14 protein-coding genes, 14 tRNA genes and 1 rRNA gene are annotated in these 19,683 nt (G+C 46.7%); 28 read left to right on the top strand and 1 reads right to left on the bottom strand.

Annotated features, from left to right (window positions below; genetic code table 11):
- Positions 1–62: 62 nt before the first annotated feature.
- From rrf to ACSYSL_RS04515, 19 genes are all read left to right on the top strand, one after another.
- Positions 63–179, top strand: a 5S ribosomal RNA gene (gene rrf / locus ACSYSL_RS04605).
- Positions 180–215: 36 nt separating this feature from the next.
- Positions 216–288 (top strand) — tRNA-Val (locus ACSYSL_RS04600).
- A gap of 42 nt (positions 289–330) precedes the next feature.
- Positions 331–403, top strand: a tRNA-Thr gene (locus ACSYSL_RS04595).
- 6 nt (positions 404–409) lie between these two features.
- Positions 410–481 (top strand) — tRNA-Gly (locus ACSYSL_RS04590).
- Positions 482–487: 6 nt separating this feature from the next.
- A tRNA-Leu gene (locus ACSYSL_RS04585) sits at positions 488–571 on the top strand.
- 8 nt (positions 572–579) lie between these two features.
- Positions 580–653 (top strand) — tRNA-Arg (locus tag ACSYSL_RS04580).
- Positions 654–695: 42 nt separating this feature from the next.
- Positions 696–769, top strand: a tRNA-Pro gene (locus tag ACSYSL_RS04575).
- Positions 770–788: 19 nt separating this feature from the next.
- A tRNA-Met gene (locus tag ACSYSL_RS04570) sits at positions 789–862 on the top strand.
- A gap of 13 nt (positions 863–875) precedes the next feature.
- Positions 876–949, top strand: a tRNA-Ile gene (locus tag ACSYSL_RS04565).
- 20 nt (positions 950–969) lie between these two features.
- Positions 970–1,059 (top strand) — tRNA-Ser (locus ACSYSL_RS04560).
- Positions 1,060–1,090: 31 nt separating this feature from the next.
- A tRNA-Met gene (locus ACSYSL_RS04555) sits at positions 1,091–1,164 on the top strand.
- A gap of 2 nt (positions 1,165–1,166) precedes the next feature.
- Positions 1,167–1,240, top strand: a tRNA-Asp gene (locus ACSYSL_RS04550).
- Between the two features lie 19 nt (positions 1,241–1,259).
- Positions 1,260–1,332, top strand: a tRNA-Phe gene (locus ACSYSL_RS04545).
- A 20-nt stretch (positions 1,333–1,352) separates the two neighbouring features.
- Positions 1,353–1,423 (top strand) — tRNA-Gly (locus ACSYSL_RS04540).
- A 3-nt stretch (positions 1,424–1,426) separates the two neighbouring features.
- Positions 1,427–1,500 (top strand) — tRNA-Ile (locus ACSYSL_RS04535).
- 311 nt (positions 1,501–1,811) lie between these two features.
- Complete coding sequence (serS, locus tag ACSYSL_RS04530) at positions 1,812–3,122, top strand: serine--tRNA ligase (protein WP_187753991.1); 1,311 nt, start codon at positions 1,812–1,814, stop codon at positions 3,120–3,122.
- Between the two features lie 151 nt (positions 3,123–3,273).
- Positions 3,274–5,685 carry a preprotein translocase subunit SecA gene (gene secA / locus ACSYSL_RS04525; RefSeq protein WP_010691160.1) on the top strand — a complete coding sequence of 804 codons (2,412 nt, stop codon included), beginning with the start codon at positions 3,274–3,276 and terminating at the stop codon, positions 5,683–5,685.
- 45 nt (positions 5,686–5,730) lie between these two features.
- Positions 5,731–6,849 carry a peptide chain release factor 2 gene (prfB, locus tag ACSYSL_RS04520; protein WP_010691161.1) on the top strand — a complete coding sequence of 373 codons (1,119 nt, stop codon included), beginning with the start codon at positions 5,731–5,733 and terminating at the stop codon, positions 6,847–6,849.
- Between the two features lie 119 nt (positions 6,850–6,968).
- Positions 6,969–9,452, top strand: coding sequence for an ATP-dependent Clp protease ATP-binding subunit (locus ACSYSL_RS04515; RefSeq protein ID WP_491708459.1), 2,484 nt, complete (start codon positions 6,969–6,971; stop codon positions 9,450–9,452).
- Between the two features lie 91 nt (positions 9,453–9,543).
- Here the strand turns inward: ACSYSL_RS04515 and ACSYSL_RS04510 are convergent, their stop codons facing one another.
- Positions 9,544–10,221 carry a prepilin peptidase gene (locus tag ACSYSL_RS04510; RefSeq protein WP_491708458.1) on the bottom strand — a complete coding sequence of 226 codons (678 nt, stop codon included), beginning with the start codon at positions 10,219–10,221 and terminating at the stop codon, positions 9,544–9,546.
- A 262-nt stretch (positions 10,222–10,483) separates the two neighbouring features.
- Here ACSYSL_RS04510 and rpsL point away from each other — a divergent pair, with 262 nt between their 5' ends.
- From rpsL to ACSYSL_RS04465, 9 genes are all read left to right on the top strand, one after another.
- A complete protein-coding gene (rpsL, locus tag ACSYSL_RS04505) occupies positions 10,484–10,897 on the top strand; it encodes a 30S ribosomal protein S12 (RefSeq protein WP_010691164.1) in 414 nt (137 codons plus the stop codon).
- A gap of 17 nt (positions 10,898–10,914) precedes the next feature.
- Positions 10,915–11,385 carry a 30S ribosomal protein S7 gene (gene rpsG / locus ACSYSL_RS04500; RefSeq protein WP_010691165.1) on the top strand — a complete coding sequence of 157 codons (471 nt, stop codon included), beginning with the start codon at positions 10,915–10,917 and terminating at the stop codon, positions 11,383–11,385.
- Positions 11,386–11,502: 117 nt separating this feature from the next.
- Positions 11,503–13,614 carry an elongation factor G gene (gene fusA, locus ACSYSL_RS04495; RefSeq protein ID WP_010691166.1) on the top strand — a complete coding sequence of 704 codons (2,112 nt, stop codon included), beginning with the start codon at positions 11,503–11,505 and terminating at the stop codon, positions 13,612–13,614.
- Between the two features lie 161 nt (positions 13,615–13,775).
- Positions 13,776–14,930 carry an ABC transporter ATP-binding protein gene (locus tag ACSYSL_RS04490; protein WP_491708457.1) on the top strand — a complete coding sequence of 385 codons (1,155 nt, stop codon included), beginning with the start codon at positions 13,776–13,778 and terminating at the stop codon, positions 14,928–14,930.
- The gene (locus tag ACSYSL_RS04485; RefSeq protein ID WP_187753993.1) at positions 14,923–15,750 is read left to right on the top strand and encodes an ABC transporter permease; all 828 of its coding nucleotides are present in this window, start codon (positions 14,923–14,925) and stop codon (positions 15,748–15,750) included. The genes ACSYSL_RS04490 and ACSYSL_RS04485 overlap by 8 nt, the downstream gene beginning before the upstream one ends.
- Positions 15,747–16,550 (top strand): ABC transporter permease, encoded by an 804-nt coding sequence (locus ACSYSL_RS04480; RefSeq protein WP_491708456.1) that lies wholly within the window; start codon positions 15,747–15,749, stop codon positions 16,548–16,550. Before ACSYSL_RS04485 ends, ACSYSL_RS04480 begins: the two co-directional genes overlap by 4 nt.
- On the top strand, positions 16,547–17,626 hold the full coding sequence (locus tag ACSYSL_RS04475; RefSeq protein ID WP_491708455.1) for an ABC transporter substrate-binding protein: 1,080 nt from the start codon (positions 16,547–16,549) through the stop codon (positions 17,624–17,626). The genes ACSYSL_RS04480 and ACSYSL_RS04475 overlap by 4 nt, the downstream gene beginning before the upstream one ends.
- A gap of 95 nt (positions 17,627–17,721) precedes the next feature.
- The gene (locus ACSYSL_RS04470; RefSeq protein WP_010691173.1) at positions 17,722–18,006 is read left to right on the top strand and encodes an ArsR/SmtB family transcription factor; all 285 of its coding nucleotides are present in this window, start codon (positions 17,722–17,724) and stop codon (positions 18,004–18,006) included.
- 70 nt (positions 18,007–18,076) lie between these two features.
- A complete protein-coding gene (locus tag ACSYSL_RS04465) occupies positions 18,077–19,552 on the top strand; it encodes an MFS transporter (protein ID WP_491708454.1) in 1,476 nt (491 codons plus the stop codon).
- Positions 19,553–19,683: the final 131 nt, after the last annotated feature.

The raw sequence follows: 19,683 nt of genomic DNA, 5'->3' as shown, positions 1-19,683 counted from the left end.
TACGTTTATTTAAGGAAAGATAAGTAAGGATTATTTAGTTTTGAGTGTAAAAGCTCAAAAGGTGTCGTGTTGATGGCAAAGAGGAACCACCTGTTCCCATCTCGAACACAGAAGTTAAGCTCTTTAGCGCCGAAAGTAGTTGCCGGAACGCTGGCTGCGAGGATAGGACGACGCGATGCCTGTACATATTAAACGAGGAGACTCGTTTTTATTTTGGACGCTTAGCTCAGCTGGGAGAGCACCTGCCTTACAAGCAGGGGGTCACAGGTTCGATCCCTGTAGCGTCCATTGACCAAGGTCAAAAAAGAAGCGCCGCGTCGGGCAAATCCAGCCGACTTAGCTCAGCTGGTAGAGCACCGCTCTTGTAAAGCGGGGGTCGAAGGTTCGAATCCTTTAGTCGGCATATTATGCGAACATAGTTCAGAGGTAGAACATCACCTTGCCATGGTGGGGGTCGCGGGTTCGAATCCCGTTGTTCGCTTGGAATGCCGGCGTGGCGGAATAGGCAGACGCACAGGACTTAAAATCCTGCGATGGAAACATCGTACCGGTTCGATCCCGGTCGCCGGCATTATATTTGCACCTATAGCGCAATTGGATAGAGCGTCTGACTACGAATCAGGAGGTTGCAGGTTCGACTCCTGCTAGGTGCATCGTCTTCGAAACCAGGAGACAGGACGGAAGTCCAAAAGGAACGGGACGTAGCTCAGCTTGGTAGAGCACCTGGTTTGGGACCAGGGGGTCGCAGGTTCGAATCCTGTCGTCCCGATGGCTGGAAACAGCGACATCGCGGTGTAGCTCAGCTGGCTAGAGCGTTCGGTTCATACCCGAGAGGTCGAGGGTTCGATTCCCCCTGCCGCGATAGGCTCGAACAGGGACCATTAGCTCAGCTGGTTAGAGCAGACGGCTCATAACCGTCCGGTCGTTGGTTCGAGTCCAACATGGTCCATGAAGTGATCAGACAATCATGGAGGATTACCCAAGTCTGGCTGAAGGGAACGGTCTTGAAAACCGTCAGGTCGAGAAATCGGCGCGAGGGTTCGAATCCCTCATCCTCCTTAGGGCGAGTGCCCAACGAAAATAATATTATCGCGGGATGGAGCAGTTCGGTAGCTCGTCGGGCCCATAACCCGAAGGTCGCAGGTTCAAATCCTGCTCCCGCAATTGGTCGCATGGTCTAGCTGGTTAGGACGCCTGCCTGTCACGCAGGAGATCACGGGTTCGAACCCCGTTGTGACCGTTTCTTTAATAAAAGAGATGGCTCTGTAGCTCAGTTGGTAGAGCAATGCATTGAAGCTGCATGTGTCGGCGGTTCGATTCCGTCCAGCGCCATAGGGGGAACCCGAGAAGATGCGAATGTAGTTCAATGGTAGAATTCCAGCCTTCCAAGCTGGCTATGCGGGTTCGATTCCCGTCATTCGCTTATGGGCCATTAGCTCAGTTGGTTAGAGCGCTGTGTTGATAACGCAGAGGTCCCTGGTTCGAATCCAGGATGGCCCATCAGAGAATAGTCGACTTCGGTCGGCTTTTTTTGTGGGTAAAAAACGCTTGTCAAAGTCTTCTTTCTAGCATACAATAAAGGTATCAACTCATCATAAGTAGGTCATTTCAGAAAGACAGCGGTTGTTGTAAGCTGTCAGACCGAAACTCCAATGAGTCACGAGTAGCGGGTAATGCCGCTCGGTTTCCACCGTTATCGGGTAATGAGTGCTGCATTTTGCAGAAACTGGGTGGTACCACGGATTGCGTTTTTTTCGTCCCTGACTTTTGTCGGATGAAAAGGCGCTTTTTGTATAGGAGGAGATGTTTCAATGTTGGATTTAAAGTATTTACGCAAAAATAAGGAAGAGGCAGCTAAAAAGCTTGCTGATCGTGGTGTTGAGCCGGGGACCCTTGAAGCGTTGTTGGCAAAAGATGAGAATCGTCGTGCTTTGATTGCTAAAGTGGAAGAAATGAAGGCTAAGCGTAACGAAGCTTCAGATAAGATTGCCTTTGCTAAACGTCAAAAAGAAGATGCTTCAGATGCCATTGCAGAAATGCAAGCTGTGGCAAAAGAAATCAAAGAAATTGACCAGACCTTGGCTGACTTAGATGCTGAAGTGAAGGAAGAAGCAGCTCACTTACCAAACATCGCAGAAGCCGATGTTCCCGTTGGACCTGATGAGGATAGTAATGTTGAGGTTCGAAAGTGGGCGCCAAAGGATTACGAGGGGCGTCCCCATGCTTTAGAAGAGGCACCAAAGTGGTTGAAGCCTCACTATGAAATTGGTGAAGACCTGGGAATTTTGGACTTCGAGCGTGGTGCCAAGGTTTCTGGCGCGCGTTTCCTCTACTACGTGGGTGATGGTGCTCGCTTAGAGCGTGCTGTGTATAACTTCATGTTGGATGAACACCGCAAGGAAGGCTACACTGAAATGATTACGCCAATCGTGGTCAACGATTCCGCTATGTACGGAACGGGGCAGTATCCAAAGTTCAAAGACGACGCCTACCGTGTGCAAGATCTTGATCAGACTTACATTCCAACGGCTGAGGTGCCATTGACGAACTACTATTCTGGTGAGACTTTGCCAGCAGAAGATCTACCAATTTCATTTACGGCGCTGTCACCATCCTTCCGTAAGGAAGCCGGTGCCGCTGGTCGTGATACCCGTGGTTTGATTCGCTTGCACCAGTTTAACAAAGTCGAAATGGTGAAATTCGCCAAGCCAGAAGATTCCGATAACCAGTTGGAAATCATGACGAAGAATGCTGAAAACATTTTGCAAAAGCTGGGACTGCCATACCATGTCATCACTTTGTCGACGGGGGACATGGGCTTCTCTGCTGCTAAGACACACGATGTTGAAGTTTGGATTCCAGCTCAGAATATGTATCGTGAAATTTCATCTGTTTCCAATACCCGCGACTTTCAAGCTCGCCGGATGCACATCACCTACCGTAATGAGGACGGCAAACTTGAATTGGTTCACACGTTGAATGGTTCTGGACTGGCAGTTGGTCGTACGGTGGCCGCTATTTTGGAAAACTACCAAAATGAAGATGGTTCTGTAACGGTACCTGAAGTGCTGCGCCCTTACTTGGGTGGACAAGAGAAATTAAACAAGACGCCCCATCATTAATTCTTAATTAAAAAGTCCTAAAAAGCGCCAGGTCCTGCCTGTCTTTTTTGGGCTTTTTTTGCTATAATTAGGCTTAGTTTCTAAAATAATTCAAGATCATAATGACTTTTATGAAAGGGGCGTATCTGGGCAACTGGATACCGAACATTCGATGGCAAATCCTATTCGTAAAGCGCTGGATAACTCCCGGCACAAATTAAAGAAAATTGACAAGGTGGCGAACCAGGTCGAAGCGTTGGCTGATGATATGGCTGCTCTGTCCGATGAGGCCTTGCAGAAGAAGACCCAAGACTTTCAAATTCACATTCAAAAGGCCCTTGCTGGTATTAAAGACGATAAGGCGAAGCAAAAGGCAACGGCCAAGGTTTTGGATGAAATTTTGCCTGAAGCCTTTGCTGTAGCACGTGAAGGTGCTAAGCGTGTTCTTGGTTTGTACCCATACCACGTCCAAGTGATGGGGGCCATCGTGCTTCATGGCGGAAACATTGCCGAAATGAAGACTGGTGAAGGAAAGACTTTGACGGCCACAATGGCGGTTTACTTGAACGCACTGGCTGGTAACGGTGTCCACGTTGTGACGGTTAACGATTACCTCTCGAAGCGTGATGCGGAACAGATGGGTCAACTGTACAATTGGTTGGGCCTTTCGGTTGGTATTAACGTTGGGGACGATTCACCCGAAAAGAAGCGGGCTGCCTACGATGCGGATATCACGTATTCAACCAACTTTAACATTGGGTTTGACTACCTTCGCGATAACATGGTGAACCGTGCGGAAGACCGTGTGATGCAACGTGGCCTAAACTACGCGTTGATTGATGAAGCGGATTCAATTTTGATTGATACGGCCCGTACTCCTTTGATTATTTCTGGTCCTGGTTCCGGCATTTCACCGCTCTACCAGCGTGTTGATCGTTTCGTGAAGACACTAACTCGTGACGAAGATTATAAAGTCGATGAGGAATCAAAGAACACGTCATTGACGCCCAAGGGAATCAAAGCTGCCGAAGTCTTCTTTAACTTAGATAATATTTATGATAGCGCCAACACGGCCTTGACTCACCACATTGACCAAGCGCTACGTGCTAACTTTAACTACTTACGTGATAAAGATTACGTTGTGCAGGAAGGCGAAGTGAAGTTGATTGACCAATCAACTGGTCGTATTTCTGAAGGAACTCGTTTGTCTGATGGTTTGCACCAAGCCATCGAAGCCAAAGAAGGCGTCGAGATCAAGGAAGAAAACAAGTCCATGGCGCAAATCACCTACCAGAACCTCTTCCGTATGTACAAGAAGTTGTCTGGTATGACGGGAACGGCCAAGACGGAAGAAGAAGAGCTTCTTGAGATTTACAACATGGAAGTGATTGAGATTCCAACGAACCGACCAATTCAACGTGTTGATGAACCTGACTTGCTCTACCCATCTTTGAAGTCAAAGTACAACGCAGTGGTCGACCGCGTGGCGGAGTTGCATAAGAAAGGTCAGCCTGTCTTGTTGGGAACTGGTTCCGTTGAATCTTCCGAATTGGTTGATAAGCTCTTAACTGCCCACAAGATTCCTCACAACGTGTTGAACGCTAAGAACAACGAAAAAGAAGCCGAAATCATTGCCAATGCCGGGCAAAAGGGTGCCGTAACGGTTGCCACCAACATGGCCGGTCGTGGAACTGACATTAAGTTGGGCCCTGGTATTGATGATTTGGGTGGCTTAGCGGTGATTGCAACGGAACGTCACGAATCACGTCGTATCGATAACCAATTGCGTGGTCGTGCGGGACGTCAAGGTGACCACGGCTTCTCACAGTTCTACTTGTCTTTGCAAGATGATTTGATGATTCGTTTCGGCGCTGAAAAAGTCCGGGCTCTCTTGCAACGAATGAACATGGATGATGAAGAAACGGTCATTACCCACCGTTGGATTACTCGTTCAGTTGAGTCGGCACAAAAGCGTGTTGAAGGAAACAACTACGATACGCGTAAGAATGTCTTACAGTATGATGACGTTGTTCGTGAACAACGTGAGTTGATTTACAGGGAACGTGATGCTGTTTTGGATGAAAAGGAGTCTCTCGATGATGCCTTAATGGGCATGGTTGAGCGGACAATTGACCGCGTGGTTGACGCGCAGACACCTGGTAAGGATGCCGAAAAGTGGCACTTAGATGAAATCAATACCTTTATTGAATCATCGATTACGTCACCAAAGCACGGTTCTGTTCGTTTGCAGAACCTAACTCGTCCTGAAATCAAGGAAAAGATTCTGGAGTTGGCCAAGGAGAACTTAGCTGAAAAGAAGGAAGCCTTGTATGACGAAGGACAGCTTTTGGCCTTTGAACGGGTTGTTATTCTTCGTTCCGTTGACCAACACTGGACGGACCACATCGATGCCCTCGACCGTTTGCGTCAGGGAGTGGGTCTTCGCGGTTATGGTCAGTTGAACCCATTGGTTGAATACCAAAACGAAGCTTTTGCTAACTTTAACAAAATGATTGCTGATATTGAGTATGATGCAACTCGAACTTTCATGAAGGCCGAGATTCGTACTAATTTGTCAGCCTAAGCACAAGGCGAACGATGAGTTCGCTTTTCTTATGGGAGGATTGCCATGGAAGTAGTGGCTGCCAAACAGGCTCTAGCTGGTATCCGAGAGGAAGTTGCCGGCTTTGAAAAAACATTAGATTTGGATGCATTGACGGAGGAAATTGCCGACTTTGAAAACCAGATGACCGAACCGGGTTTCTGGGATGATCAGCAAAAAGCCCAAGGTGTGATTGATGAGACCAACGTCTTGAAGAAAAGGCGGGATTCATTCTTAGCATTGGGTGAAGCAGCTGATGAAATCGAGATGTTGATTGAAATTGTTTCCGAAGACCCTGAAGATACCGATTCTGCTGAAGAGTTGGGTCAGTTGGTGGAAAAGACCCAGGATGCTGTCCAAGCCTATAACCTGGAACAGTTGTTGACGGGGGAATACGATGCCAACAATGCCATCTTGGAAATCCATCCTGGTTCGGGTGGAACTGAATCGACCGACTGGGGCGAAAAACTTTACCGGATGTACACTCGTTGGGCCCAAGCCCACGACTTTAAAGTCGATGTGTTGAACTACAATGCGGGTGACGAAGCCGGTATTGACTCGGCCACGATCAAAGTTTCCGGGCACAACGCCTACGGATTCTTACGTTCAGAAAAGGGCGTGCATCGCTTCGTTCGGATTTCCCCCTTTGATTCGGCGGGGCGTCGACACACTTCCTTTGTATCGGTCGATGTTATGCCTGAATTGGATGACTCCATCGAAGTCGAAGTTCGTGATGACGACATCAAGATGGACGTCTTTCGTTCCGGTGGTGCCGGTGGTCAGAACGTCAATAAGGTGTCAACTGGTGTGCGTTTGACCCACGAACCGACTGGCATTGTTGTGTCATCAACGGTCGAACGTACCCAGTACGGTAACCGTGATTATGCCATGCGCTTGTTGAAGGCTAAGCTTTACCAGATGGAACTGGAAAAGAAGGAAGCCGAACGAGCGGCTTTGGCTGGTGAAAAGAAGGAAAACGGATGGGGTTCTCAAATCCGCTCCTATGTCCTACATCCCTATCAGATGGTTAAGGATCACCGGACGGGATATGAAACAAATCAACCGCAAGATGTCTTGGATGGGGACTTAGACCCATTCATTAATGCCTACCTTCAGTGGCAATTGGCATTGAAAAATCCAGATTAATCAAAAGCAGGTGAACGCCTGCTTTTTTGATTGGTCTGGACAAGACTTTATGTAACGTCTTGACTGCGTTATAATAGTAGCCAATTACGAGACGAATTGAATGAAAGAAGGAGTAGAACATGGCACAAGAATACACAAATTCAGCAAAGACTGCCCTGGCAATTGCCCAGGATCAAGCCAAGTACTTCCGCCACTTAGCCGTGGGAACGGAACACCTTCTTCTCGCCCTAGCGATGGAAAAACAAGGTGTCGCTGGTAAGATTTTGGCCGAGTTTGCCGTTACGGGCAAAGCCGTTCAGGAAGAGGTCGAACACTACACTGGTTTTGGTGTCCAACAGGCCTTTGACCCTGACCTCTACTTACCATACTCGCCAAAGGCTGGCAGCATCTTGAACTGGGCCAAAGAGCAGGCTGAAACCTTGGGGCAAACTGAAATTGGCACGGAGTTGCTCTTGTTGTCCTTGATTCAAGACCAAAGCATTTTGGCCGCCCGCGTGTTGCTCTCACTGGATGTCAACCTCACTGACTTGCAACGGGCGGTTCTTCGCCGACTAGGCGTCACAGATTTGCGTAAGCAGTTGAAAAAAGGACGCGTCAAGCAGCAATCAATCGAAGGAACACCAACCTTGGATAAACTTGGCCGTGATTTGACTCAGGTCGCTCGGACAGAACATTTGGATCCAGTCATTGGTCGGGATAAGGAAGTGCGGCGTGTTGTCCAGATTTTGTCACGACGGACTAAGAATAACCCCGTACTTGTTGGCGAACCTGGTGTTGGAAAGACCGCCATTGCTGAAGGATTGGCGCAGCGCATTGTGCAGGGACAAGTACCAGAAAATTTGAAGCACAAGCGCTTGATGGTTTTGGACATGGGTTCTTTGGTTGCTGGAACAAAGTACCGCGGGGAGTTCGAAGCTCGTTTGAAGCAAATCATCGACGAAATCGAAGCTGACGGGCAAGTGATTCTCTTTGTCGATGAACTGCACACCCTCGTGGGTGCTGGTGGTGCCGAAGGCGCTATTGATGCGGCCAATATCCTGAAGCCAGCATTGGCTCGTGGCGACTTGCAGTTGCTTGGCGCAACGACTTTTGATGAGTACCAACAGTCGATTGAATCAGACGCCGCACTGGAACGACGCTTCGCTCGGGTGACTGTTAATGAGCCTTCGACTGAGGAAGCCATTGCTATTTTGAAGGGAATCCGTCCAAAGTTTGCTAGCTACCACCGGGTCAACATTGAGGATGGCGCCATCGAGGCAGCCGTGAAGTTATCTGCCCGTTACATTACGGGACGCTTCCTTCCTGATAAAGCCATTGATTTGATGGATGAAGCAGCGGCCAAAGTCCAAATTGATGCCGTTGATCAAGCCACGCCTGTTCACAAAGACCGGACAAAGTTGACGGCCATTGTTAATAAGAAAGAAGCGGCCATTGCTGACATGGACTTTGAGTTGGCAGCGGACCTACGCCTGAAAGAAATTGCCTTACGTCAAAAGATTGATAAGGCGATGACCAAAGCGGAACGAAAAGAGGCAAGCCAGCATGCTTACAGCATGAAGGTGACGCCTGAAGATATTGCCACGGTTATTTCACAGCAGACGGGTGTGCCGTTGAACCAAGTGCAGGAAAGCGAGTCTGACCAGCTTGTCAATTTGGAAAAAGAGTTGGGTAAGCGAGTGATTGGACAAAAGGCGGCGGTGTCAGCTGTTTCACGGGCTATCCGCCGTGCCCGCTCAGGGCTGGCTGACCCCAAGCGCCCAATGGGGACTTTCCTCTTCTTAGGACCAACCGGTGTTGGAAAGACTGAACTGGCCAAGGCTTTGGCTGAGTTGGTCTTCGGTTCGGAAGACAACATGATTCGAATCGATATGTCTGAGTATCAAGAACAGTACTCGGCCTCCCGTCTAATCGGGGCTGCTCCTGGTTATGTTGGTTACGACCAGGGTGGGCAATTGACCGAACAAGTTCGGAAGCATCCCTATTCAATTATCTTGTTGGATGAGCTGGAAAAGGCGAACAAGGATATCTACAACTTGATGTTGCAGGTCTTTGACGATGGGTTCTTGACCGATGCCAAGGGTCGTCGAGTGAACTTCCGTAACACGATTATCATCATGACGTCCAACTTGGGGGCAACCCGGTTGCGTGACGAAAAGACGGTTGGGTTCGGTTCTGTCGACCAAGCTGAGAATAAAGAGGCAGTAGCGAATAAGATTCGTGAAACAGTCAAGGAAACGTTCCGGCCAGAATTTGTGAACCGCATTGATGAAGTGTTGGTCTTTGATCCATTGGAAGAACCAGAAGTTGAACAAATTGTTCGCCTGTTGTCCAAGTCATTACTGGAACGGGTAGCGGAGCAAGGGGTTAAGATTAAGATCACCCAAGCAGCAGTTAAAACCATTGCTGAAGAAGGCTATGACCGTGAATATGGTGCTCGGCCAGTTCGTCGCCTTATTCAAACGGCTATTGAGGATAAACTGTCGGAAGCGCTTCTTTCTGGTGAAATCTCAACGGCTGACATGGTGACGATTGGTGCCACAAAGGGTCAGATTACGTTAAAAATCAAAAAGGCTAGTGAACAAGCAGTAGTATCGAATGCTTGAAACAAATGAAAAGTCCAACCACCGTGCCGTGGTTGGACTTTTTTTGGAAGATTAAACGCTGTCTGAAGGTCGTTAAGTTGCTTCTACTTTTCTAAAAATGATTTTTTAAAAGTAGAATCAACCAGGAAAGTAAGAGGAATGGTAAAAAAGGCAAGGATTGATTCATTTCTTTAGAACAAAGATAGTCGAGTAGGGCGCTGCATGAAGCAATGGCGATGAAGAGCAAAAAATCAGCATCCGTGAAAGTGAGCATTGCGATTAGCAGAACAGGGAGATCGCCAAAACCAAGTTTGTGCAGAAAAATGAGAATGAGTACCTCGATAAGAATCCAAAACTTCATCCATGTCAAACAACTGGTCGTACTCTGAAGGTAAACAATCGGAACGACGAGGAAGATCCAGTCACTGTGAGCCTTCAGTGCCTGGCTATCTTCACGAGCTAGAAAGAGGAGTGGGAAGACTAGCCAATATTGCGGTTCGAAAGAAGGTGCCACCAAAGCCATGGTGATTGGAAAGAAAAGTTCGAAAAATACCCACTGTTTCTTACTAGTAAAAGTGGCATGACATTTTGAGCAACGAAAGGATTGAAAGCATGCTGAAAAAATGGGGATGAGCTGGTACCAGTTCAGTTGTGTCGTGCAATGGAAACAATATGAGCGCTTCGTAAACAACGGGCGTTTTGCGATGGCGCGGTCGGCTAAACAACAGATAAGGGAGGCCAAAATGGATTGTAGCAGAAAGTTTAATAAGTAGTTCATACCAAATAGCACGAAAAAGCCTTCAAAAGCTCATCCAAGCTTTTATTCTTTCTTAATAAAAAAGCCGTAGAAAAGGGCGTAAATTGCCTTGACTTTGTCCCAGATAATGCTATTATATTGGACGTGCTTTTAAGACATGTGCTCTGAATATCGCGATAATCGTGATGAAGGGCGGTGTAAAGGCAAGTCTAAGCAGGACTTCCGGGAGCACTTTTGTTTAATGACAAAAATGATACACCTGGAACTGTGAAATGAAACGAAGGAGAATAGTAGGATGCCTACAATTAACCAATTGGTTCGTAAGTCACGTAAGTCTCAAGCGACTAAGTCAAACTCACCCGCTTTGAACTTCGGCTACAACTCAATGAAGAAGAAAGCAACTAAGAATGCTGCGCCACAAAAGCGTGGGGTTGCCACTCGTGTTGGAACTTTGACACCTAAGAAGCCTAACTCAGCTTTGCGTAAGTACGCTCGTGTACGTTTGTCAAACCTGTATGAAGTGACGGCTTACATCCCAGGTATCGGTCACAACTTGCAGGAACACTCGGTTGTTTTGATCCGTGGTGGTCGTGTTAAGGATTTGCCTGGTGTGCGTTACCACGTTATCCGTGGTGCACTGGATACTGCCGGTGTTGAAGGTCGTATGAGCTCACGTTCTAAGTATGGAACAAAAGCTCCTAAGAAGTAAAAAGGAGAGGAAAACTTATGCCACGTAAAGGTTATACGAAGCGTCAGGAAGTTTTGCCTGACCCAATTTACAATTCAAAGCTGGTTTCCCGTTTGATCAACAAGTTGATGATCGATGGTAAGCGTGGAACGGCATCAACGATCTTGTATGATGCCTTCGACCGTATCAAGGAAACAACTGGTAACGATCCATTGGAAGTTTTCGAACAAGCCATGGAAAACATCATGCCAGTATTGGAAGTTAAGGCCCGCCGTGTTGGTGGATCAAACTACCAGGTGCCTATCGAAGTTCGCCCAGACCGTCGTACGACTTTGGGTCTCCGTTGGTTGGTTAACTACGCTCGTTTGCGTAACGAACACACAATGGACGAACGTTTGGCCAAGGAAATCATCGATGCAGCAAACGAAAACGGTGCATCAGTTAAGAAGCGCGAAGACACGCACAAGATGGCTGAAGCCAACCGTGCCTTTGCTCACTACCGTTGGTAGGATGAATCGGTTAGCTTGCTAACCGGTTGCTTCTTAGCAATGAATATTCTTTTTAAAAAGCGAACTGAAACTAGGTCGCTTTTTCTTGCAAATAACGAAAAATTTTAGGAGAACACAATGGCAAAGCGTGAATATCCGCTTAACCGTACTCGTAACATTGGTATCATGGCCCACATCGATGCTGGTAAGACGACGACGACTGAGCGTATCTTGTACTATACTGGTAAGATCCACAAGATTGGTGAAACGCACGATGGTGCTTCACAAATGGATTTCATGGACCAGGAAAAGGAACGTGGAATTACGATCCAGTCTGCCGCTACGACGGCCGTTTGGCGTGGATTCTTTGACCAATACGAAAAAGATCCATTCCGTGTTAACATCATCGATACCCCAGGTCACGTGGACTTCACAATCGAAGTTGAACGTGCCCTCCGTGTGTTGGATGGTGCCGTAGCCGTGTTGGATGGTGCTGCTGGTGTTGAACCACAGACTGAAACTGTTTGGCACCAAGCGACAACTTATAACGTCCCACGTATCGTCTTCGTTAACAAGATGGATAAGTTGGGTGCAGACTTTGCAATGTCTGTTGAATCAATGCACGAACGTCTTCGTGTTAACGCCGAAGCTATCCAATGGCCAATCGGTGCCGAAGACGACTTTGCTGGTGTCATTGATTTGATTACGCAGGAAGCTTACTACCCAACGGATGATCTTGGATCAACTTGGGAACCTAAGGAAATCCCTGCTGACTACAAGGACATCGTTGCAGAACGTCGCGAAAAGTTGATTGAAGCGGTTGCTGATGTTGATGAAGAATTGATGAACAAGTACCTTGAAGGGGAAGAAATTTCAGTTGACGAATTGAAGGCGGCTATCCGTCGTGCAACGTTGGCTTTGGAATTCTACCCAGTTCTTGCCGGTTCTGCCTACAAGGATAAGGGTGTTCAAATGATGTTGGATGCCGTTGTTGATTACTTGCCATCACCTTTGGAAGTTCGTCCTTATGTCGCTACCGACCCTAAGACGGATGAAGAAGTTGACTTGGTTGCCGATGACTCAAAGCCATTCGCTGCCTTGGCATTTAAGATCATGACGGACCCATTCGTTGGTCGTTTGACGTTTATGCGTGTTTATACTGGTTCATTGAAGGCCGGTTCATACGTACAAAACACTTCTTCTGACTCACGTGAACGTGTTGGTCGTTTGCTTCAAATGCACGCCACTTCACGTACTGAAATCGAAGAAGTCTTCTCTGGTGATATCGCCGCTGCCATTGGTTTGAAGAACACCACGACTGGTGATTCTTTGACGGCCGTTGACCATCCATTGATCTTGGAATCAATGGAATTCCCAGAACCAGTTATCGAATTGGCCATCGAACCAAAGACGAAGGCCGACCAAGACAAGTTGGCAACTGCTTTGCAGAAGCTTGCTGAAGAAGATCCTTCATTCCGTGCCACAACGAACCAGGAAACTGGTGACACGTTGATCGCCGGAATGGGTGAATTGCAGTTGGACATCATGGTTGATCGTATGAAGCGTGAATTCAACGTTGAAGCCCAAGTTGGTGCTCCTCAAGTTGCCTACCGTGAAGCCTTCACGAAGGACGTTAAGGCGCGTGGATTCTTCAAGCGCCAGTCTGGTGGTAAGGGACAGTATGGTGATGTTTGGATTGAATTCTCACCAAACGAAGAAGGGGCAGGCTTCGAATTCGAAGACGCCATCGTCGGTGGTGTTGTTCCTCGTGAATACATCCCTTCAGTTGAAGCAGGTTTGAAGGACGCTTTGAACGCTGGTCCTTTGGCTGGCTTCCCATTGGTTGACTTGAAGGCCAAGTTGTACGATGGTTCTTACCACGATGTCGATTCTTCTGAAGCTGCCTTTAAGATTGCCGCTTCATTGGCATTGAAGGAAGCTGCTAAGACTGCCGGTGCCGTTATTTTGGAACCAATCATGGCGGTTGACATCGTTGTTCCTGAAGAAAACCTTGGTGATGTGATGGGACACGTTTCCGCACGTCGTGGTTTGATTGAAGGACAAGAAAACCGTGGACCTGTTTTGGCCGTTAAGGCTCAGGTACCATTGTCAGAAATGTTCGGTTATGCAACGACTTTGCGTTCAGCTACGCAGGGACGTGGAACGTTCCAGATGGTCTTCGACCACTACCAGGCCGTTCCAAAGAACGTTCAAGAAGAAATTATCAAGGAACACGGCGGCGAAGCATAAGCTTTCCCCCATTTTCCTTAAAGCAGATGAGCTTTTGCTCTTCTGCTTTTTTCTTTGTCTAGAAAAGTCGGTCTGGACCGCTTCAAAAACGGCCATTTGCAGACTATACGAGTTGCCGTTGCCGTTGTAAAATAGAAACACTGAACGATTGGAGAGATTGCATGCAAGTAAATGAAAACATCCTGGAATTTAAGCAGGTTGCCTTATCTTTTGGTGAGACAGAGGTGCTCAAAAACATTGACTTGGAGCTGGATTCCGGTCAGTTTTATACCTTGCTCGGCCCCTCGGGTTCGGGAAAGTCAACCATTTTGAAGCTGATTTCCGGTCAGTTACAGCCCTCTTCTGGCAAGGTGATTTTTGATGGAAAAGTCATCAACGATCTTCCTGCTGAAAAGCGTCGGGTGAACACGGTTTTCCAAAACTACTCCCTTTTTCCAAACATGAATGTTTTTGACAACGTGGCTTTTGGACCTCGCTTAAAGAAAATGCCGGAAGAAGCCATCGAGGAAAAAGTGAAGGAGATGCTTGCTTTAGTCAAGTTGGCTGGCTATGAAAACCGAGAAATTAATGAATTATCTGGTGGACAGCAACAGCGAGTGGCCATTGCCCGCGCTTTGGCTAATGACCCTGAGTTGCTTTTGTTGGATGAACCCCTATCAGCTTTGGATTACAAACTGCGGAAGGTTTTGCAGACCGAACTGCGGACCATTCAACGCCGTCTAGGAATCACCTTTGTTTTCGTGACCCACGATCAAGAAGAAGCCCTGGCTATGTCGGATTGGATTTTTGTCATGAACGATGGTGTCATTCAGCAACAGGGAACACCAGAAGACATCTATGATGAACCGGTTAATCATTTTGTGGCTAACTTTATTGGGGAATCCAACATCGTTCCCGGTGTGATGAAGTCTGACTACGTGGTGCACTTTGTTGGGAAAGACTTTGAAAACGTGGATGCCGGTATGCGGCCAAACGAAGCGGTTGAAGTGGTTTTGCGTCCGGAAGATTTGGATTTAACGACACCCGAAAAGGGAAAGCTGGTTGTCACAATTAAGAACCAATCTTTCCGGGGTGACTATTATGAAATCATGGCGCAAGACGACGATTTGAATCTCTGGCAAGTTCAAGCAACGAACCCAGCCGTTATCGGTTCGCGGGTTGGGTTGACTTTTGACCCGGAGGACATCCACATCATGCGCTATAACGAGTCGGAAGCTGAGTTTGACGCTCGTTTAGAGGCTTACGAAGATGATGAAACGCCAACGGATCCCTCTGATTCCGCTGATAAAGTCCCTGAGGTGTTTGACCATGAATAGCACCAAGAAACGTTTTACAGAGGCTTACCTAGGTGTTTATGGACTCTGGTTGCTGGCGTTCGTGGTGGCGCCATTACTGCTCCTGCTGATTCAATCATTGAACGTGCCGGGGCAGGGCTTGTCGTTAGCGAACTACCGTGACTTTTTCACATCCGGTCCCTACTTAGCCATGACGGTTAATTCAATCTGGTACGCCTTTTTGATCACGGTGATTACTCTGGGGATTTCCTACCCCTTGGCACTTTGTTTAACAAAGCTAAAGCACCGGCAATTTTGGTTACTGTTGGTTATCTTGCCAACCTGGATCAACCTATTGTTGAAGACTTACGCCTTCATCGGCTTGCTGGGCAAGGACGGGCTACTTAATCAGAGTATTGAAGCCATGGGCTTTGGTAGTCAACAGCTGCTCTTTACTAACGGTGCTTTTTTGTTGGTGGCAGCCTATATCGAGCTCCCCTTCATGGTATTACCCATCTATAATGCGTTGCTGGATATTGATCCTTTGCTACCGGCTGCATCTCGCGACCTTGGCGCCTCATCGTTTCAAACGCTTAAAAAGGTTATTTGGCCATTATCCATGCCCGGGGTAAAAACCGGGGTGCAAACTGTCTTTATCCCCAGCCTCTCCCTCTTCATGATTACCCGCTTGATTGGAGGAAACAAAGTGATCACTCTGGGGACAGCCATTGAGGAGCATTTTTTGGTGACGCAAAACTGGTCCTTTGGTTCAACGATTGGTGTCGTCCTAATTATCGCCATGGCACTGACAATGGCGCTTACTACGGATCGAAAGAAAAAGAAAAGGAGGCAACGTAAATGAAAATAATTGAACGTTTTTGGTTAGCCTTTTGCTTTTTCTTGCTCTATGCGCCCATTCTCTTTCTTGCGGTATACTCGTTTAATTCAGGTGATGCAATGCAGGGCTTTGCCGGCTTTTCCTGGGTCCATTATCAGGAACTGTGGCAGGATACGCGTCTTTTGCAAATTGTTTTAAACACTCTGATTCTGGCTTTGACGTCTTCCTTAATTGCAACGGCAATTGGGACCATTGGTGCCTTGGCAATCTACCGTACGGAACGAAGGTTATTAAAGCAGACCCTACTTGGACTGAATAACGTTTTGTTAGTTTCGCCTGATGTCATTATCGGGGCTGCCTTTTTAATTTTAATGACGGCTCTTGGGTTAAAACTCGGTTTTTTGACGGTGCTTTTGGCCCATGTCGCTTTTTCGATTCCAATTGTGGTGTTGATGGTCTTACCAAAGTTGCAGGAGATGAACCGGGACTTGGTATTAGCCGCTTCTGATTTGGGAGCGAAGCCCACGGAAGTCCTGACTAAAGTCACGTTGCCCGTGATAGCACCGGGAATTTTTGCCGGTTTTTTCATGGCCTTGACCTACTCACTGGACGACTTTGCTGTGACTTTCTTCGTGACGGGAAACGGCTTTTCAACTTTGGCGGTGGAAGTATACTCCCGTGCCCGTCAAGGCGTCTCGCTGGAAATTAACGCACTGTCGACGATTATGCTGGCGCTGGCCTTCGTGCTGGTGTTGGGCTATTACGCCTATAGCCAAAAGACGGCCAGTCGGAAGGCGACCAAGCTAAAGGAGAAAGTCAAATGAAGAAATTAATGATGACTTTCGGCGGCATTTGCCTCGTGATTGTGGCGTTACTTGGCTTGCAATGGGGCTTGACGGCCTCTAGAAATCAGCAATCATCTGGGAAAGATACTCTGACTTTCTACAATTGGGGCGATTACATCGATCCCAGTATCCTGACGGACTTTACGAAAGAAACTGGCTACAAGGTCAACTACCAGACTTTTGACTCGAACGAAGCGATGTACACCAAAATTCAGCAGGGTGGGACGAACTTTGATTTGGCCGTTCCTTCTGATTACATGGTGGCGAAGTTAAAGGACGCGGGTTTGTTGGCAAAGTTGGACAAAAAGCAATTGACGGGTATGAATAATTTAAATCCGCAGTTCTTAAACCAATCTTTTGACCGTGGCAACCAGTATTCTATCCCGTACTTCTGGGGCACTCTTGGCATTTTGTATAATAAAAAAGATGTCAATGGTTCAGAACTGACAAATTGGTCTGCTCTTTGGTCAGCTAAGTATCGAAACCAAGTGCTACTGGTTGATTCTGCTCGGGACATTCTTGGAATGACGCTCATCTCCCAAGGTAAGTCCGTCAACGATCAAAACGTGGCGGATCTTGCTGCTGCCCAGGGAAAGCTTTCTTCGCTGATGCCAAACGTGAAGGCAATCGTGGGGGATGAATTAAAGCTTTATATGGCTCAGGGGGAAGGTAGCCTGGCTGTTACCTATTCTGGTGAAGCAAAAAACGCTATGGAAAAAAACCCTGATTTGGCCTACACGGTACCGGAAGATGGTTCCAATCTCTGGCTTGATAACCTGGTTATCCCAAAGTCTGCCGAACATAAACAGGCGGCCTATGCCTTGGTGAACTACCTAAACCGACCTGATGTTGCTGCTAAGAATGCACAGTACATTGGTTACGCCACGGCGAACAAGGCGGCTTATGAGCGACTGCCAAAGTCTGTTCAAAACGACAAGGCCTTTTATCCCAAGCAGTCCGTGCTCGACCGTTTACAGGTTTATCAGAATTTTGATCAACACTGGACACAACTCTATAACGATGCCTTCCTGGAATTTAAGTTGGGAAAGTCGTGAGAAAAATCGTTGATTGTTATACGAAAAGGAATTGATTGAATCAATTCCTTTTTTTTGACCTTGAAAAACTGTTGGAATAGGACTACGATAGTTTCATGACAATAGAACAAGAAGATCAAAAACGTGCCGAAATATTCAAAACACTATCAGACGAAAATCGCTTAAAAATGATTCGAATTTTGTACAAGAGTCAGCGAGAAATGACTTGCGGGGAGGTGGGGAATGAGCTTTCGATTAGTAAGTCAACGGTCTCTTATCACTTTAAGGCACTTCGTTCTGTCCAGTTAACGAACACAAGACGGGAAGCACAGAGCAAGTTTTTATCGTTAAACCTGGAAACGTTTGCGAAGTACCTTCCTGGTTTTTTGGATTCATTATGAATCCTTTTCTTTTAAGTTTGTTGTTCTATTGTTGTCGAAATACTGAAATAAAGAAAGTGAGTGCAAGAAAATGGATGTCAGTTTGAAGAGGCGGCTATTACTCGTAGCCATCTTGTTTGCGACTTTAATGACTTCGATTGAAACCACGATTATCACGACGGCCTTAACAACCATTGTCAGTCAGCTGAATGGACTCCGTTATCAAAGCTGGGTTTTTGCCGTTTATTTGTTAACGATGGCGGTTAGTACGCCACTTTTTGGAAAGTTGGCCGATCAAGTCGGACGAAAACCGATTTTCATTAGTGGCATTCTGCTCTTTTGTTTTGGGTCACTCGGCTCAGGCTTATCTATCAACATGCTTGAATTGATTGGGTCGAGAGCAGTACAGGGGATTGGCGCAGGGGCAATCATTCCGCTAACGTTTACGATAATTGCCGATTTATACGACTTTGATGAGCGACCAAAGGCCCTTGCTTTAAATAATACGGTCTGGGGGATCTCGGCTTTACTCGGTCCGCTGTTAGGTGGTTATATTGTGGAGTATCTTAGTTGGCACTGGGTCTTTTTTATTAATTTACCCTTTGGGATTTTAGTCTTCATCATTATTTTAACTACCTATAAGGAAGAACGACCGGTAAAGTCGAGTTTGAACGTTGATGTAGTCGGCTTGGTCAGTTTGAGTACTGTTTTGGTTACGCTCCTTCTTTTTCTTCAGTTGATATCAACCAATTCGGTCAACCTGAGGATGCTATTAATTTTAGTTGTTGGATTTCTGATTGGTCTCTGGCAGTTTTTCAGGAATGAAAAAAGGAATCCAGAAGCGATTATTCCAGTTGATTTATTCAAAAGTCGCGTATTTGTCACTCAAATCATCACCGCTCTATTGTTGAGTGCGGTGCAAATTGCTTTTCAAACTTACTTCCCAATGTGGCTACAAGTGGTGTATGGCTTATCGCCCGCAACTGCGGGACTAGTCGTGACGCCAAGTCCAATCTTTTGGTTGCTGGCTTCCTTTTCAGTCGGATATCTTCTCAGGCATTATGCCCCAAAATCCATTGCCGTTGCTTTAACTATTATTCTTTTCATCAGTTACCTGCCAATTGTTTTCATTGGAAGCGCAACGCCAATCTTTGTCTTTTATATCGTGTCAGCAATCACTGGCTCTATTTTGGGAATCGTTATCACCATGAACATCTTGGTTGCTCAGAAAGTGTCAAAAGGCAGTGAGCTTGGCTCAGCAACCTCCATGATTACATTAGGGCGTTCACTTGGACAGACTTTTGCAACGGGCGTTTTTGGGATGGTGTTTAATTTAACGGTACAAATGCAGGTTATACCAGCAGCTAATCAACAGCTTAAAAATTCCATGATGAACCAACTAGTCAGTCATTTGCTACCAAATGGACTCTTAAAAAATGAAATGGATCGACTATTTATCCTTTGCATGGAGCATATTTTTCTATTAGTACTCTTATTTTTGCTAATGGCGCTTATCATTAATATTAAGTCCCACGTTCATTCAATTAACCAGTCGTCAAAAATTTAATGCATTAATTTTCTTTTTTGGTTAAAATAAGTGAAAGAACATGGACAACAAAACTGTCAAAAATTTCATAGAAAAACGCTAAAAGCCCTTGCCTGGCAAGGGTTTTTCTGGTATTATATTCAAGTACGCCT

The organism is Fructobacillus sp. ESL1129 (genome assembly GCF_058507945.1).
Note: the sequence above shows the minus strand (reverse complement) of the source record. Positions and strands in the feature narration are given on the sequence as shown.